General features: G+C 56.6%; 18 protein-coding genes. 10 read left to right on the top strand and 8 right to left on the bottom strand.

Going from position 1 to position 14317, the window contains the following annotated elements; genetic code table 11:
- Nucleotides 1-41: 41 nt before the first annotated feature.
- The 4 genes from F5897_RS03755 to F5897_RS03740 form a co-directional block, all read right to left on the bottom strand.
- Entirely contained in the window at nt 42-356 is a 315-nt protein-coding gene (locus F5897_RS03755; protein WP_183304523.1) for a glutaredoxin family protein, read from the bottom strand.
- Between the two features lie 152 nt (nt 357-508).
- Entirely contained in the window at nt 509-607 is a 99-nt protein-coding gene (locus F5897_RS03750) for a 30S ribosomal protein bS22 (RefSeq protein ID WP_005504750.1), read from the bottom strand.
- Between the two features lie 103 nt (nt 608-710).
- A complete protein-coding gene (locus F5897_RS03745) occupies nt 711-1784 on the bottom strand; it encodes a nucleoside hydrolase (protein WP_183304522.1) in 1074 nt (357 codons plus the stop codon).
- 9 nt (nt 1785-1793) lie between these two features.
- Nucleotides 1794-2252, bottom strand: coding sequence for an ArsR/SmtB family transcription factor (locus F5897_RS03740; RefSeq protein ID WP_124824775.1), 459 nt, complete (start codon nt 2250-2252; stop codon nt 1794-1796).
- Between the two features lie 160 nt (nt 2253-2412).
- Here F5897_RS03740 and F5897_RS03735 point away from each other — a divergent pair, with 160 nt between their 5' ends.
- Entirely contained in the window at nt 2413-3873 is a 1461-nt protein-coding gene (locus F5897_RS03735) for a potassium transporter TrkG (RefSeq protein ID WP_233574359.1), read from the top strand.
- Nucleotides 3866-4531 carry a potassium channel family protein gene (locus tag F5897_RS03730; RefSeq protein ID WP_124824774.1) on the top strand — a complete coding sequence of 222 codons (666 nt, stop codon included), beginning with the start codon at nt 3866-3868 and terminating at the stop codon, nt 4529-4531. Before F5897_RS03735 ends, F5897_RS03730 begins: the two co-directional genes overlap by 8 nt.
- A 27-nt stretch (nt 4532-4558) precedes the next feature.
- On the opposite strand, the gene proC is transcribed toward F5897_RS03730, so the two are convergent.
- The gene (proC, locus tag F5897_RS03725) at nt 4559-5470 is read right to left on the bottom strand and encodes a pyrroline-5-carboxylate reductase (RefSeq protein ID WP_183304521.1); all 912 of its coding nucleotides are present in this window, start codon (nt 5468-5470) and stop codon (nt 4559-4561) included.
- 64 nt (nt 5471-5534) lie between these two features.
- Here proC and F5897_RS03720 point away from each other — a divergent pair, with 64 nt between their 5' ends.
- The 4 genes from F5897_RS03720 to F5897_RS03705 all read left to right on the top strand — a co-directional run bounded on the left by F5897_RS03720 (nt 5535) and on the right by F5897_RS03705 (nt 8229).
- On the top strand, nt 5535-5864 hold the full coding sequence (locus F5897_RS03720; protein WP_124824772.1) for a hypothetical protein: 330 nt from the start codon (nt 5535-5537) through the stop codon (nt 5862-5864).
- A 26-nt stretch (nt 5865-5890) separates the two neighbouring features.
- Nucleotides 5891-6355, top strand: coding sequence for a nucleoside deaminase (locus F5897_RS03715; RefSeq protein WP_183304520.1), 465 nt, complete (start codon nt 5891-5893; stop codon nt 6353-6355).
- Between the two features lie 61 nt (nt 6356-6416).
- Complete coding sequence (gene upp / locus F5897_RS03710; RefSeq protein ID WP_124824770.1) at nt 6417-7052, top strand: uracil phosphoribosyltransferase; 636 nt, start codon at nt 6417-6419, stop codon at nt 7050-7052.
- 541 nt (nt 7053-7593) lie between these two features.
- Nucleotides 7594-8229 (top strand): winged helix-turn-helix domain-containing protein, encoded by a 636-nt coding sequence (locus F5897_RS03705; protein ID WP_183304519.1) that lies wholly within the window; start codon nt 7594-7596, stop codon nt 8227-8229.
- Nucleotides 8230-8304: 75 nt separating this feature from the next.
- On the opposite strand, the gene F5897_RS03700 is transcribed toward F5897_RS03705, so the two are convergent.
- Nucleotides 8305-8679: a TIGR02611 family protein gene (locus tag F5897_RS03700; protein WP_183304518.1), complete on the bottom strand. Its 375-nt coding sequence runs from the start codon at nt 8677-8679 to the stop codon at nt 8305-8307.
- On the opposite strand from F5897_RS03700, the gene F5897_RS03695 reads away from it, so the two are divergent.
- The gene (locus F5897_RS03695; protein WP_343048783.1) at nt 8563-10242 is read left to right on the top strand and encodes an aldehyde dehydrogenase family protein; all 1680 of its coding nucleotides are present in this window, start codon (nt 8563-8565) and stop codon (nt 10240-10242) included. The two genes, F5897_RS03700 and F5897_RS03695, sit on opposite strands and share 117 nt — an antisense overlap.
- Nucleotides 10243-10280: 38 nt before the next feature.
- Here the strand turns inward: F5897_RS03695 and F5897_RS03690 are convergent, their stop codons facing one another.
- On the bottom strand, nt 10281-11285 hold the full coding sequence (locus F5897_RS03690) for a YeiH family protein (RefSeq protein WP_183304516.1): 1005 nt from the start codon (nt 11283-11285) through the stop codon (nt 10281-10283).
- 235 nt (nt 11286-11520) lie between these two features.
- On the opposite strand from F5897_RS03690, the gene F5897_RS03685 reads away from it, so the two are divergent.
- The 3 genes from F5897_RS03685 (at nt 11521) to F5897_RS07930 (ending at nt 13182) form a co-directional block, all read left to right on the top strand.
- Nucleotides 11521-11841, top strand: coding sequence for a hypothetical protein (locus F5897_RS03685; RefSeq protein WP_183304515.1), 321 nt, complete (start codon nt 11521-11523; stop codon nt 11839-11841).
- 183 nt (nt 11842-12024) lie between these two features.
- The gene (locus F5897_RS07935) at nt 12025-12333 is read left to right on the top strand and encodes a transposase (protein ID WP_281375779.1); all 309 of its coding nucleotides are present in this window, start codon (nt 12025-12027) and stop codon (nt 12331-12333) included.
- 141 nt (nt 12334-12474) lie between these two features.
- A complete protein-coding gene (locus F5897_RS07930) occupies nt 12475-13182 on the top strand; it encodes an IS3 family transposase (protein WP_321193609.1) in 708 nt (235 codons plus the stop codon).
- A 47-nt stretch (nt 13183-13229) separates the two neighbouring features.
- Here the strand turns inward: F5897_RS07930 and F5897_RS03675 are convergent, their stop codons facing one another.
- The gene (locus F5897_RS03675; protein WP_124824764.1) at nt 13230-14261 is read right to left on the bottom strand and encodes a serine hydrolase domain-containing protein; all 1032 of its coding nucleotides are present in this window, start codon (nt 14259-14261) and stop codon (nt 13230-13232) included.
- Nucleotides 14262-14317 lie beyond the last annotated feature (56 nt).

Raw genomic sequence — 14317 nt, 5'->3', positions numbered from 1 at the left:
AGCAATTATACACGCGCTGCGAGGCGTTAAATTACCTCGCGCTATTTACGGCGGCGCCACCAGCGGCGGGCTTTGGCGCGCATCCGGTCACGCTCGTGCAAGATCGCGTAGGCGAGCTTGTCTTCATAAATGTGGAAGGAAGCGTAGGGGCTGCCGTTAAGCAACACGACAGGAATTTCTTCGCCGTATTTTTCAGCCATCTGGTTGTTTTCAAGAATGTTAACCTCGACATACTGCAACCCGATTTCATTGCTCGCGGCTGCTTTGCGCACGCGCTCAATCACCTCTTTTGCATCGTCACAAAGGTGACAATCAGGTTTCCCCACGAGGGTGAGTTCAACTACTTCGCTTGCCATGTCATCCTGTCGATATCGCCAGTAGGTACCCTTCTAGTGTGCCCTACCCGACATGAAAACAAGCTGCGAAAGCGCCCGGCGGGGCAGCCCGCACCACCGCCCAGCTGCACAAAAAAGTAAAGCGCCGAGAAAACTCTCGACGCTTTACTTTTTTACTTCTTGTTACGACGCTGGTGACGTGTCTTACGAAGCAACTTGCGGTGCTTCTTCTTTGACATGCGCTTGCGACGCTTCTTAATAACTGAACCCATGGTGTTCACCTCATGTCTAGAAGGTTTTTGGTATACCTGAGCTGATTTCACAGCCCACAATTTTTATAGTTTACTCTGAAAAGCTGAGTTAAGCCAATACAGGCTACATGCGGGCGGCCCGCTGCGCGGCTGCAAACAGCCGCTCAGCCATAAACTCCCGAAACCGCGGCACATCAACCGCGGTCGCCACCCGCACCCGCCCGGGCTGCCCCGCAGCACCAACGCCGGCAGCAGCGCCAGCGCCAGCAGCAGCAGCAGCGGCTGTGTCGGCAGCATCCGCAGAAGCTGCGCCAGCAGCACCAGCAGCATCGACACCTGCAACATAGCTCACCTCGGTCTCGCCGCGGCGTTCCCCGGGCATCACGTGCACTCGCACCTGAGCCGGGCGCAGCGTCAAAAGCTCCGGCCTGAGCACCGCAGTGAGCGCCAAAGAATCATGCTGCGCGGTGAGCCCCGCCTCTTCGGGAGTGTCTTTATAGGCCCCGAGCATTACCTGCACACCTTCCGCGACCGGCCCGCCGTGCGCCAACAATTGCGGCAAATGCGCAGCTCCCAGGGTTGCCAACTCCGTGACGTTAAGCCCTACCATAGTCACCGGCACCCCGCTGTTAAACACAATCGCGGCAGCCTCCGGGTCAGTGTAAATATTAAACTCTGCGCGCGGGGTCACATTACCGAGGCGCTCCCCGTCACCGCCGCCCATCACCACAATCTCCGCGATTAAATCACTCGCGGCAGCGTCCGCGACCAGCAGCTGCGCAATATTCGTGAGCGGCCCCACCGCCACAATCGTCGCCCGCTGCCCCGCAGCGGCAGCGCTGCGCAATAACCTACTGAGCAGCCCCAGTGCGGCCTCTGGCTGAGCAGTCGCTGGCGGATCCGCGATACGCCACCCGCCTAAACCGTCTGCGCCGTGAATATGCGCCGCATCGCGCGACCCGTGTGCCGCGAGCGAGCGCCACGCTCCTTTGCCCACGGGACACTGCAAATCCAGCAGCTGGCACAGCGCTAAAGCGTTACGGGTTGTCACCTCAACCCCGACATTGCCCGCAACCGTGGTGATGCCGAGCAGTTCAATTTCGGGGCTGACCGCGGCAAGCATCAGCGCCACCGCGTCATCAATCCCCGGATCGGTGTCAAGAATCACCGGCCGCGCCACGGCACCCACAGCTGTCACCCGAGCCGCCTAGCCGCGCAGCCTAAACCGCGCAACCAGCTCTTTCACCGGTTTCGCGGCGAGCGCCGCAGCACGACCAACCTCTGCGGCGGCCTGCGACACCGGCTCCGGCAGCACACTCTGCGACTCCAGGTCACCCAGGTTTTCGCCGTTTTCAGAAATATACTCCACGGTAATTTCTGCATCAGCGTCGGTAATCAGGAAGCTCAGCACGAAATCTTCGACCTCTTGCAGGGGCTCCACATCGAGTTTGTAATACCTGGCTGCGCCCTCTTCGCGCACCGTCACAACCGCAGCGTCGCGGAGCACTTTGAGGTGTTTTGAAACTGTGGGCTGACTGATCTGCAGCTCCTCTACCAGGTCTGAAACCCTCAATTCCCCATCTTTGCGGGTCTCTTTTGCCTCCAGCAGGGTCACTAAGATATCGCGCCGCGTAGCATCAGCAATCACGTTAAAGATGTCAGACATACCATTAAGCCTACAGCTTTTAACTGGCGTGTTAACTGCTACGAGCGTAAAATTGGCTGCGTGCTGCCACACCGGCAGCTTTCGGTCAGCTGCGACGACTGTTTGGCTGCCGCGGTGACCGCCCTTATAAACCCATATTTTGCATTCAGATCGGAGCTGCGTGGCGCGCTTTCTAGCTAGCGGATCACGACCTACCTCGACCGGCACTAACCTGTCGCGAGGGCAGGCGGTGAGGCACGCCTTCCGCACGGTTCCGGCGCGCTTCGCAATCGTGGTTTTTACCCTGCTAATCGGGGTCTGGACGCTGCTTTTATCGCTCCCCATCGCCGCCGCCGATGGCAAAGCCACCCCGGTTATCGACGCTTTTTTCACCGCGGTTTCGGCAATCTGCGTCACCGGCCTGACGGTTGTTGACAGCGCCACACACTGGTCGGTTTTCGGCGACGTCATAATTCTGCTCGGCGCCCAAATCGGCGGCATCGGGGTGCTCTCGCTCGCGGCGATTCTGGGTCTCACCGTGACTCGCAAACTGGGTTTGCGTCAACGTCTGCTCGCCAAGAGCGACGGCGGCGCGCTGCAACACGACTACAACGCTGATTCGCATGCCAGCCGCGGCACCAGCCTCGGCGACATGCGTGGTCTGCTGTTCGCGATTATCGCCAGCACCCTGATTATTGAAACCGCGCTGATGGCGCTGTTTTTCCCGCAGCTGCTGCTCTCCGGCTACGATGTGCCGCACGCGCTGTGGTACAGCGGCTACCTCGCGATCACCACCTTCACCAACACCGGTTTTGTGCCGATGGCCGACGGTCTCGCGTCGTTTCAGGGCAACGGTTTCATGCTCGGCACAATGGCGCTCGGGGTGTTCTTGGGATCCATCGGTTTCCCGGTGATTTTTGCGCTGTGGCGTTACCTGCGCACCGCGCACAAAAAATCGGCGACCCGCAGCATCGGGCTGCACGCGAAGCTAACCCTCACCACCACGCTGATTCTAATTATTTGCGGGTGGATCGCAATCGCCACGCTTGAGGCTAACAACTCTGCAACTTTCGGCTCGCAAAATTTTTGGGAGACGGCGCTGCACTCGTTCTACACCTCGGTTATGACCCGTTCGGGTGGCTTCAGTGTGGTTGATCCACACCTGATGCACGGCTCCACCCACCTGGTGCTTGACATGCTGATGTTTGTTGGTGGTGGATCAGCCTCCACCGCGGGCGGCATTAAAGTGACCACGCTGGCGGTGTTGTTTTTGGCGGCGTGGGCGGAGGCGCGCGGCTACACTGACGCGCAGGCTTTCGGCCGCCGCATCCCCTCCGAGACTCTCCGCGTCGCGGTTTCGGTGGTGATCTGGGGCGCCACCGTGGTGGCGGTGTCGACCATCACTATCACGCACATTTCGGGCTATCCGCTAGATCGTGTCGCTTTCGAGGTGATCAGCGGATTTGCGACCTGTGGCCTCTCTACGGGTCTCTCCGCAGAACTCAATGGCCCTGCCAAGGCGGTGCTCGCAATCACGATTTGGGCCGGCCGTGTCGGCACCGTGACGCTCGCTTCCGCCATCGCTGCGACCAAACGCAGCCACATGTTTAGATTCCCTGAGGAAAGGCCGATCGTTGGTTGATATTCAGCATGATTCACCGGTTTTGGTGATTGGTTTAGGTCGTTTTGGCGCGGCGTGTGCCGGCCAGCTCGACAATCTCGACTGCGAGGTTTTGGCGGTCGACACTGACGCTTCGCTGGTGCAGAAATGGGCGGATCGCGTCACCCATGTGGTGCAGGCCGATGCCCGCTCGTTAGAGGCGCTAACCCAGATTGGTGCCGGCGAATTTCAGGTCGCGGTGGTCGCGGTTGGTTCGTCTATTGAGGCTTCGGTGCTGGTTGCCGCGAACCTGGTGGATCTCGGGGTGCCGCAGATTTGGGCGAAGGCGATTTCTGCCTCTCACGGCAAAATCTTGGAGCGCATCGGCGTGCATCACGTCATTTACCCGGAGCGCGAGGCGGGCGAGCGGGTGGCGCACCTGGTTAACGGTTCGATGCTTGACTTCATCAAGTTCGATGATGACTTCGTGATGGCGAAAATGTATCCGCCGCGCGTGATTCAGGGTTTCTCGCTGGCGAGCAGCGCGGTGCGCACCCGTTACCGGGTTACCGTGGTGGGTGTGAAATCACCGTATCTGCCGTTCACTTATGCAACCGCCGACACCGTGGTAAACGCCGGCGACAAGATTATCGTGTCTGGCACCACGAGCGACGTGGAGCGCTTCGCAACGCTCGGCTAACCCCACGCGCGGCACCCAGCCGGGGCGCTAGGCTGCAGCGATTTCAGCCGCTCGCTGCAACGCCGCCGCCAAGGCGCGGTCGAACATCGCCTCCGGGTCAGCCGCATTAAAGGCCTGCAAAGCCCGCTCGGTGGTGCCGTTCGGGCTGGTCACTGCGGCACGCTGTTCCGCCGCGGTTTTGCTGCCCTGCTCTAGCAACTGGGCGGCGCCAATCACAGTGTTTTGCGCCAGCACCGTCGCGGTCTCGGGCTCGAAGCCGAGACGCTCCGCGGCAGCCGTCAGCTGCTCCACAAACCAAAACAGGTAGGCCGGCCCTGACCCAGACACTGTGCTCAGCGCGTCAATCTGAGTTTCTGGCACCACCACCACTTCGCCAACGGCGCTAAACAGCGCGGTCGCCACCGCGGCAGCCTGCGCCCCCGGATCCGCACCCTGCCCGCTCGCCACCGCGGCTGGCAAATGTTCCACCGCAATCCCGGTGACCCCCTTGCCGATAAGCGCCGGAGTGTTCGGCATCGCGCGCACCAGCCGCACATCCGGCCGTTGCCGCAGCGCCTCCCGCATTTTCGCAAGCGGCACGCCCGCGGCAACGCTCACCACCACCGCTCCCGGCCGCAGCTCAGCGGCGATTTCAGTAAGAGTTTCTACAATCCCCCACGGCTTCACCCCGAGCACCACGAGCTCCGCCTGCCGCACCGCGTCACGGTTTGCCTCGCTGTGCTGCTCTACACTCGTGACGCTGATCCCCGCAACCGCTTCATATTGAGCGGCGGACGCGGCTGATTTTGTGGTGCACTTCAGCGGCGGCGCGGCGGCATCACGGGTGGCCAGCAGCCCCTGCATAATCGCGCCGGCCATCGAGCCCAGCCCGAGGAAGGCGATGTGCGCGGGAAGCGCAATGTCTGAGGTGGCAGCTGCGGTCGCGGTGGTGTTAGTCATAAGCTCATTCTAAGGTAGCTGTGCCATTGTAGACTCCAGAAACTCTCACTAGGAGGAGCGGCACATGACCTCAACTAGTCCGGCGGGCGCGCAGCCGAGCGACAACGAGCTGCTACAGCAGCTTGAAGCTGAGCTGCTGCAAATCACCAACATTGATCGCGTCGTCCGCGTCACCCTGTTCCATATCGATGGTGAAACTCTGGTGGTCGGCGCCAAAGTCTCGCTCCCTGCAGAGCTTGAGATGCGCCAGGTGTCGGCTGCTCTAACCGTGGCAGAGCGCCGCATCAACCGTCTGCTACCAGCAGCTAAACACATTTTTGTGACCCCGGACGTCTACTTTGACGACACCCTCACCGCCTCCACCTCCACCATCGTCACCCTCAGCTACGACTAAACCGCGCGCCACTGCGCCTATTTACCGTGACTTTCTATACCGCTGTTGAAGAAGCCCAGGTGCGTGCTGCGCTCGCACACTTGCGGGGTGGATCAGCCTCCGAAGTGCCGGTTGCGGCGGTGGTTTTCGATGCCGCCGGTGAGGTTATCGGGGTCGGCACTAACACCCGGGCGACCACCGGCGACTACGCCGGCCACGCCGAAATCGTAGCCCTCAACGCGGCGGCTCTGGCCCGCCAAGACCGGGTGCTGAGCGACTGCACCCTGGCGGTGACGCTGGAGCCCTGCGTGATGTGCGCCGGGGCGATTTTAGCGAGCCGGGTTGGCAAAGTGGTTTTCGGCGCGTGGGACGATAAAGCCGGTGCCGCCGGCAGTGTTTATGACGTGCTGCGCGACGGGTATCTGCCGCACCCTGTGCCGGAGGTTACCGGCGGTGTGTGTGCCACCGAGTGCGCGGCCGAACTGCAGCGGTTCTTCGCAGCGAAAAGGTGAGGCGCTGCGGGGCGGGATGATCCGCCACCACTTCCAGGGTGCTGCGCTAAACTAGGTAACTATGCAGGTATTTGTAGCGGATCATCCTCTCATCACTCACAAGCTCAGCGTGCTGCGCGACAAAAACACGCCGCAGCCGATTTTTAAGCAGCTTATCGAAGAGCTGATGACGCTGCTCGCCTACGAAGCCACCCGCGAGGTGCGAGTCACCCCGCGCACCGTTGAAACACCGGTTGCGACCACCACCGGTGTTGCGCTGAGCGAACCGCGCCCCCTGGTGGTGCCGATTCTCCGCGCCGGCCTTGGCATGCTGGAGGGCATGATGCGCCTGGTGCCAACCGCTGAGGTGGGGTTCTTAGGCATGGCTCGCGACGAAGAGACGCTAGAGCCCACCACCTACGCGGAGCGGCTCCCGAAAGACCTCTCGGGGCGGCAGTGCTTCGTGCTTGATCCGATGCTGGCAACGGGTGGATCACTCGCGGCCGCAATTGATTTCCTGTTCGCGCGTGGCGCAGACGACGTCACCGCAATCTGCGTGCTCGGCACCCCGGAGGGCGTTGAAGTGATTCGTCAGGCGGCACGCGACCGCAAAGTACGGCTCGTGCTCGGCGCGCTTGACGAGGGGCTGAACGAGCAGGCATTTATTGTGCCGGGTCTCGGTGACGCCGGCGACCGGCTTTACGGCACCGCGCACTAACTTTTAAACGACAGCACGGCGTGCTGCGTCATACACTTAAAACTAATTGCGGTTAACGTCACACAATGACGCAGCAAAACCAATTTTGACTGCGTGACACGCGTAAAGCTTGACACAACCCCTGTTTGTCATATTAGAATAACAAGCATGTCTAATATTCTCACTAACCAGATCATCGTTAACGGGGTGAACTCTGGAGTTATCGGCATGATGATGTGCCGCCGTAGTGAGATGCGCATGCGAATGTGCGCCTAACAAGTTGCTTCGCGTTCGGCAGTAACAGCCATCTGGCACAAAAAGCTATTCGGTAGCAAAGCCATTTCGGCGGTCGCAGCCACACCAGCTCAGCCTGGTTTTTCTCACGCTAACCGATTTCCGGTTCAGCAATCATCAACGTTTCGCGCAGACTGTTTAAACCTTTGCAAGTTCATCGCCTCTTAAGGCGCACCCCGGGGTGGCGGGCTGATCCGCACTCCACCAAATTTTGATGCAGCTGCGCTCGCAGGGAAACCTGCTTTTTAGGCACACAAGGATTATCATCATGTCACAGGCAGCAGTTCTTAACGCACCAGTTCTCACAGCATCTAGCGCTCCGCAGACTCTCTCCGGCGCGGTGCGGGGCTTCGCGCTCTACGTCGGCGTCACCGAGGAGCAGTTGGCGGCGGCGGGCACGTCACTCAGCGAGGTTATTGCGGGGCTGAAAGCGAAGCTCAGCGAGCTGACTCCCGAGTCGCAGAGCCACGCCACCCTCGCGGTTGCTCCGGCGGCTGTTGGGGGCCGCGATATTGACGTGACCCGGCTAGCTTTGGGCGAGCCCACCGCCCGCGCAAAACGCAGTGATCTCGTCAAGCGCGTGGCTCGTGGGGTCACCGTCGACCTCAGTCGCAGCCGGGTGCTGCTTGACGATGTTGCCGCGCCTTTGACGGTGCGAGAGTTTGAACTGCTGCAGTTTTTTGTAGAGCGAGAGGGACAGACCGTGACCCGGGAAGACATCCTCGCGCATTTCTGGCAAGGCTGCGCAGCCGAGGCCGCACCAAACGCCCGCACCATTGACGTGCATATTCGCCGGCTGCGGGTAAAACTCGGCGCCTACCAAGACATCATTCGCACCGTGCGCGGCAGCGGCTACCGCTTCGACAGTCACCCGGATGTCCGCCTCATCGGTAACTGCGCTTAGGCTGCGGCTGCGCTAGGCGCGACGCTAGGTACTATTGTGCCAGATGCGGCCACCACCCTGCTTCGTGACGCAACCCTATTTCGCGGCAGGACGCTGTTTCGCGGCGCGACGCTGCGCGCGGTACTGCTTCCAGCGGTAAAGCATCGCGTTCAGCTGCAGGCGCAGCCACGCCAACAAGCGGCGTGCCCAGGCAAACTCAGAACCTAAAATCGCAAGCCCCAAGAAAATCGTGAGCCACCCCGGCCCTGGCAAAACCAGCATCAGAATACCGGCAATAATCACCGCCGTAGCAACCGTAATCAATAGTGTACGATAGATAAAACGCAGCACCGGATGCTGCTGCAGCCAGGCCTGCCACCGCTCCCGGTATTTACCAAAGCGCGCAGCCAAACGCTCCACCGTCGCCATATCGGTCGCGGTGGCATCAGGAGCCTGCTGCGTCAAAGTCATGGCAATAGCTTACAAAGCTTAGCTGACAGCCGCTCTATGGTTACCGCAAGTTATGACGTCTGCGAGAAAACTTTTAGTGACATCTCAACTTGCACCCAGTATTGTCTAAGTGTGACCGGTTCGCTAATAGTTGCTAATTTGAAAAATACCTTTGCCAGTGGCAAAACTAGAAATTTGGCATGGCGCAAAGCGCAGCTCGCCGCGCTGCAACGGCTGCTGTTAGAAAACCGCAAAGCTTTTGAAAAAGCTTTAGCGGCTGATCTGGGCAAGCCCGCAGTTGAAGTTTGGAGCACTGAAATCGGGCAAACGCTGGCGGAAATAAGTCACACCTATAAAAATCTCGCAGGTTGGCTGCGGCCGCAAAAAGTACGTTCGCCGCTCGCGCTACAGCCGGCACAAAGCAGGGTCTATCATGATCCGCTCGGCACAGTGCTGATAATTGCACCTTGGAATTACCCGTTACAACTGCTGTTCTCTCCTTTGGTGGGAGCCTTAGCAGGCGGAAACTGCGTGATTCTGAAGCCGAGTGAGTTAGCATCGCACACGGCTGATGTTGTCGCCCGGCTGGTGCCGCAATATTTAGATTCGAGTGCGGTGCAAGTTGTTACAGGAGATGCACAAACGGTAACCGAATTAATCTCTGCCAAACCAGACAAGGTTTTCTTCACGGGTTCTACCAGAGTCGGGAAAATTATTGCTGCCGAATGCGCTGAAAAACTCATTCCGGTGGAGCTCGAACTAGGCGGTAAATCTCCGGTGTATGTGCATCACGACGCCGATCTCAAGGTCGCCGCAAAAAGGCTGGTGTGGGCAAAATTTTTAAATGCGGGGCAAACATGCACAGCTCCTGATTATGTTTATGTGCACGAAAAAGTCGCAAAAAAGTTCTCTCGGCTGCTGGTTAAAGCGGTGAAAAACGCATACCCAAATCCGCGCAGCTCAAAATCTTACGGCCGTATCATAACCGTGAAACACGCAACGAGACTGGCGAGTATGCAGCAACCTGATGCTGATGCTCGGCTCCTGCACGGTGGTGAGGCGGATCCACAAAACCGTTTCGTAGCGCCAACTATTTTGTTTGGTGTCAGCCAACAACACCCGGCAATGCGGGAAGAAATTTTCGGCCCGATTTTACCCGTATTGCCAATCACTAGCTGGAGGGCCGCCGCGGCAGCTATTAACGAGCGGGAAAAACCACTGGCTGCGTACATTTTCACCAGCTCTAAACGCTTAGCTGCAAAATTTAGGGAAGCGATTTTTTCGGGTGGCTTCGCTATTAACGCCGCAGTTTTGCACAGCGCCACCCCCTATCTTCCGTTCGGCGGTGTCGGGGAAAGCGGCCAAGGCAGCTATCATGGCAAATGGTCTTTTAAGGCTTTCACACAAGAGCGCGGGGTACTATACAAACCAACCGCTTTTGACACTTTAAAGCTTGTTTACCCTCCGGTGCGCAAACCCGCTGTTTGGGTGCTTAGGCTTTTACTGCATCGCCGTCGCCTGCCACGAAAGTCGCGTCGCCTCGCGCAGCTTCTGCAGCAGCAGAATCTCGACCCTGGCGCATAGTCTCCGGCGCGAGGCAGATCCACCCGCGCATCTGCAAGCTAATCAATTAATAGCACCAGGCCACCGTATGTGACCACAGCAATTACCAGTGTCGTCACTAAAGCGACAACAAAAGGCCGCCAGCTGCCACGTTTGAAAACGCTGAAGCGCACACCCAGACCGAGCGCAAACATTGCAACTGCTAACAGCACGGTTTGTACCAGGTTCACCGCCGCCAGTAACTCCGCTGGCAACGGCGCCAGGCTGCGCACCGCAACCATCACGATAAACAGAAACACGAACAGCGGCATAATTGGCGGTAATTTTCCGCCGCTTTTGGCGTTGTTGTGACGCCGCCACACGCTAATCGTAGCCATCACCGGCGCGAGCAGCAACACCCGAGATAGTTTCACAACTACCGCTGCGCTGAGCGCTGCGGCTGAGAGTGATCCACCAATTGCCACCACCTGCGCCACCTCGTGCACGCTCGCACCCGCCCACACTCCGGTTTCCCAGTCGCTAAGCCCCGCAAGCCTTGCCGCCAAAGGCAGCAAGAAAATCATCAGCGTCCCAAACAGCACAACCAACCCCAAGGCGGTCGCGGTTTCGTGCTCTTCTTTGTCGTCGTCAAGCACCCCGTCAACCGCCGCAACCGCTGCCGCGCCGCAGATGCCAAAACCGGCGCCAATCAGCAAGCGTTGCGGCAGGGAGAGACCGAGTGCGGCACCCAAAAGCAGGGCGCAAGTAAAACCGGAGACCACCGCGAGCAATGCCAGCAGCGCCGGAGCCCAACCCAAATCTAAAATCTGGGCAACCGAGATTTGCAGCCCCAGCAGCACAATCCCAAAGCGCAGCACTTTTTTAGCGCTAAACTGCAGCCCCGGCTGCGCACTGGCGGGGAGCTTCACCGTGTTCCCAACTAGTACCCCGAGCAGGATAGCTAGCAATAGCGGGCTCACCGCCGCAAATGTCGGGTGCCATGCCGGCAATATTTTAACGGCTAGCACCGCCCCTGCACCGCCGGCTAAACACAGCAGAACTCCGGGTAAAAACCTGCTCAGCATATCTAGAGAAGCGTTGCTTTGTACGCCTTTTTGATCCAGTTTAGCTCCTAAGAAAATCCCTAATAATGATGTTTTCGGAACATATTTTCTTTGCGATATACACAAAACTAAATTTTAACGCCGTAAAACAACCGTCAATTTAAAATTTAAGCACCAAAAAGCCTGCCCTGCAATTGTTGTCGTATGCTCAAAGAAGAAAGCCGAATTTAGCTAACTTTGAAATTCAGGAGGCGAAATGCCGGGTGATATTTTATCGATTGTTTTCTTTATGGCAGCATCAATCATTCTATACGCCACAATTAAGCGTGCAAGTCTTGTCGGGCCAAGACATCAATTTGATACTTGGTTAGGGGAAGAAATTAATAATCCAAAGATATGGCCAGTCGTCTTTACTAAAGTTTTGCCTGTCTATAAAACATACCTGGTTTTATCCTTATCGTCAGGAGCGCTTGCAGTCATAATAATTATCGCTTTAGCTGATAGTGAAATACGCAAATGGATACCTTTTCCAATCGCTCTAATCAATATCTGCTACATCTTTATAGCTATTTTATAAGTTAGAAAAGTTACCGATAAAATATCGCAACAACACAACAAATAATCAGTTATTTCACTGTTAATACAAAGATCCTGCGAAGCTTTTTCTAAACTAATTAAATAAATACAGGGGTCTGCTGTTGGTTTTGGTTACAATCTGGGTATATGGTTTGATGAGTGTTGAACCAGCAGAGGAATTGTTATGCCAAGAGCGTATCCGGAAGAGTTTCGTAACGAGGTTATCCAAGCAGCGTTGAACAGATCCGAGGGGGTTACTTTAACCCAGGTAGCTGCTGGTTTTGGTGTTGCTGTGCCTACTTTGGAGACCTGGCTGCGACGTTACCGTGTGGACACAGGGATCAAGCCTGGTGTTACTGGTAGTGAGAAAGAGGAAATAGCGCGTCTTAAACGGGAAAAGAAACAGTTAGAGTACGAGGTTGAGATTCTACGTCGTGCTGCAGCGTTTTTATCCCAAGCTAATTTACCGGGAAAAGGTACTACCCGCTGGTAAAAGAGCTAGCTGCCAGCGGGATCCCTGTTACTGTCACATGCCGTGTGTTAAAACTAGCACGACAACCGTACTATCGTTGGTTGCGCGATCCTGAACCTCCGGTGAGTCAAAAAGTGCGTGAACGTCGTAAACAAGTACTGTGTGAAGCACACGCTGATGACCCGGAGTTTGGGTATCGGTTTGTTGCGTGATGAAGCTGCGCGGCGTGGATACGCGATGGGAGAGCGGACAGCGTGGAAACTATGTCATGAAGCAGGGCTAAAGTCAGTGATTGTGAAACAGAAACGTAAATCCGGTAAATCACAGCCAGTAATCCATGATGATTTAGTACAGCGTGAATTTACAAGCAAGAAACCTAACCAGGTGTGGTTAACAGATATCACAGAGCATCCTACCCGGGAAGGGAAACTGTATTTGTGTGCGGTAAAGGATGTGTTTTCTAACATGATTGTTGGATACGCAATGGATTCGCATATGAGCAGCCAGCTTGCGGTAAGAGCGTTATCTGCAGCGTTAGTGTTACGTGGTGATGTTGCTGGGTGTGTGGTGCATTCAGATCGTGATAGCCAGTTCCGGTCAAGTAAGTTTTTAAACTTGCTAAGAGTTACTGGTCTTAAAGGTTCTATGGGGCAGGTGGGTGCTTGTGGTGATAATGCTGCTATGGAATCTTTTTTCGCTTTGTTACAGAAAAACGCGTTTAATCGCAGGGTTTGGGATACCAGGCGACAGTTACAGCAGGCTGTTTTTATGTGGATCGAACGCACGTATCATCGCAGACGTAGACAGGACCGGTTGTTACGGTTAACTCCTATTGAGTTTGAGACCGTGATGACCGGGAGTGTAGTATGAGTTTTGGTGAAAGGTTCACTGTAACCAAAACCAACAGCAGACCCTTCTCACTTTTGCGTGTTACGCAGCGCCAGCGCTATCTTAATGTGCGATCTGAAGCTGGCGGGCATTGCTTTGGTGCCGCCGAAGTTCAGCACCACCACGGCTCCGGAATCAGGGTAACTAAATGCGTGTACTCCGAAGACACCGGCGTGCCCAACCGGTCGCGGCAGACCACGCAAAAAAGGTGAAAACTCTGCAAAACGCAGCTGCATCGCGCCAAGCCCGTAATAGATTCCGCCACGCAGCTTATTGCGCGGCGTACACATTATGTTCCAACTATCCGGCCTCAACAAAATACCTTCGCGCAACGCTATTATCAGCTGCGCGGCGTCATCCAGCGTAGTGACGATACCTCCGCCTGCCCAATCACAAGAAAGCGACTCGAAACCGCTCACGTCTACGCTCCCTAAGAAAGCTGGCGCTATTTTAGTCGGCCCCTGTTCACGCAGCCACAGCACCGTATCGCCCATGCCCGCGGGCTCGAAAATCCGCTGTCTGAGCAAACTGGTAAACGTTGCTTCGTTTTGTTCCTCCAGGATTCTGCCGAGCAACACAAAACCGGTATCTGAATATCGAAATTTTTCACCTGGTTCGCTAATCGGTTGCTGCTGTTTCCTAGTGTAATCAAGCAGTTCTGCCGGCAACCAATGATGTTCCGGGTGTTTCACAACCTGTTTGGTGAACGCCCCACCCCTAATACCCCGCCAAGCAAAATAGTCTTGCACTCCCGCAGTGTGCCCCAATAGCTGCTCCACCGTGGCGGTGTCGTTCGCAAACAAACCATACAGCTCAGCAGCAGGAAGCAAAGCAGACACTGAGGTGCTCAACTCATATCTGCCAGCCTCCACATCCTGCATGACGAGCGCGGCGGTAGCGAGTTTGCCGACGGAAGCAGCGTGAAAAGGTAATTCTTGAGCGCCACTGCGATACTCCCCAGCAGAGGTTTTTACAAGCACTTGCGGGGCAAATAATCCTTTAAGCGCACGTTTTTGCGCCACCTTTGCGAAGTGTTTCTCAAGCGCAGCACTGAGTGTCATAGTTTTCCTCCCCCGTTAAAACTAACTGGAGTATGCTGCCAGTCTAATTGAGAATT

The organism is Canibacter oris, from assembly GCF_014197205.1.
Taxonomy (GTDB): Bacteria; Actinomycetota; Actinomycetes; order Actinomycetales; family Microbacteriaceae; genus Canibacter; species Canibacter oris.
This window is presented reverse-complemented; position numbering and strand designations above follow the sequence as displayed.

Coding starts and splice junctions, on each gene's coding strand:
- F5897_RS03695 (WP_343048783.1), top strand. CDS start 8,563: ATGCTGCTGCAGCCAGGCCTGCCACCGCTCCCGGTATTTACCAAAGCG.
- F5897_RS03705 (WP_183304519.1), top strand. CDS start 7,594: ATGTCACAGGCAGCAGTTCTTAACGCACCAGTTCTCACAGCATCTAGC.
- F5897_RS03700 (WP_183304518.1), bottom strand. CDS start 8,679: ATGACTTTGACGCAGCAGGCTCCTGATGCCACCGCGACCGATATGGCG.
- F5897_RS03740 (WP_124824775.1), bottom strand. CDS start 2,252: ATGTCTGACATCTTTAACGTGATTGCTGATGCTACGCGGCGCGATATC.
- F5897_RS03720 (WP_124824772.1), top strand. CDS start 5,535: ATGACCTCAACTAGTCCGGCGGGCGCGCAGCCGAGCGACAACGAGCTG.
- upp (WP_124824770.1), top strand. CDS start 6,417: ATGCAGGTATTTGTAGCGGATCATCCTCTCATCACTCACAAGCTCAGC.
- F5897_RS03685 (WP_183304515.1), top strand. CDS start 11,521: ATGCCGGGTGATATTTTATCGATTGTTTTCTTTATGGCAGCATCAATC.
- F5897_RS03690 (WP_183304516.1), bottom strand. CDS start 11,285: ATGCTGAGCAGGTTTTTACCCGGAGTTCTGCTGTGTTTAGCCGGCGGT.
- F5897_RS03750 (WP_005504750.1), bottom strand. CDS start 607: ATGGGTTCAGTTATTAAGAAGCGTCGCAAGCGCATGTCAAAGAAGAAG.
- F5897_RS03675 (WP_124824764.1), bottom strand. CDS start 14,261: ATGACACTCAGTGCTGCGCTTGAGAAACACTTCGCAAAGGTGGCGCAA.
- F5897_RS07935 (WP_281375779.1), top strand. CDS start 12,025: ATGCCAAGAGCGTATCCGGAAGAGTTTCGTAACGAGGTTATCCAAGCA.
- proC (WP_183304521.1), bottom strand. CDS start 5,470: ATGACTAACACCACCGCGACCGCAGCTGCCACCTCAGACATTGCGCTT.
- F5897_RS03755 (WP_183304523.1), bottom strand. CDS start 356: ATGGCAAGCGAAGTAGTTGAACTCACCCTCGTGGGGAAACCTGATTGT.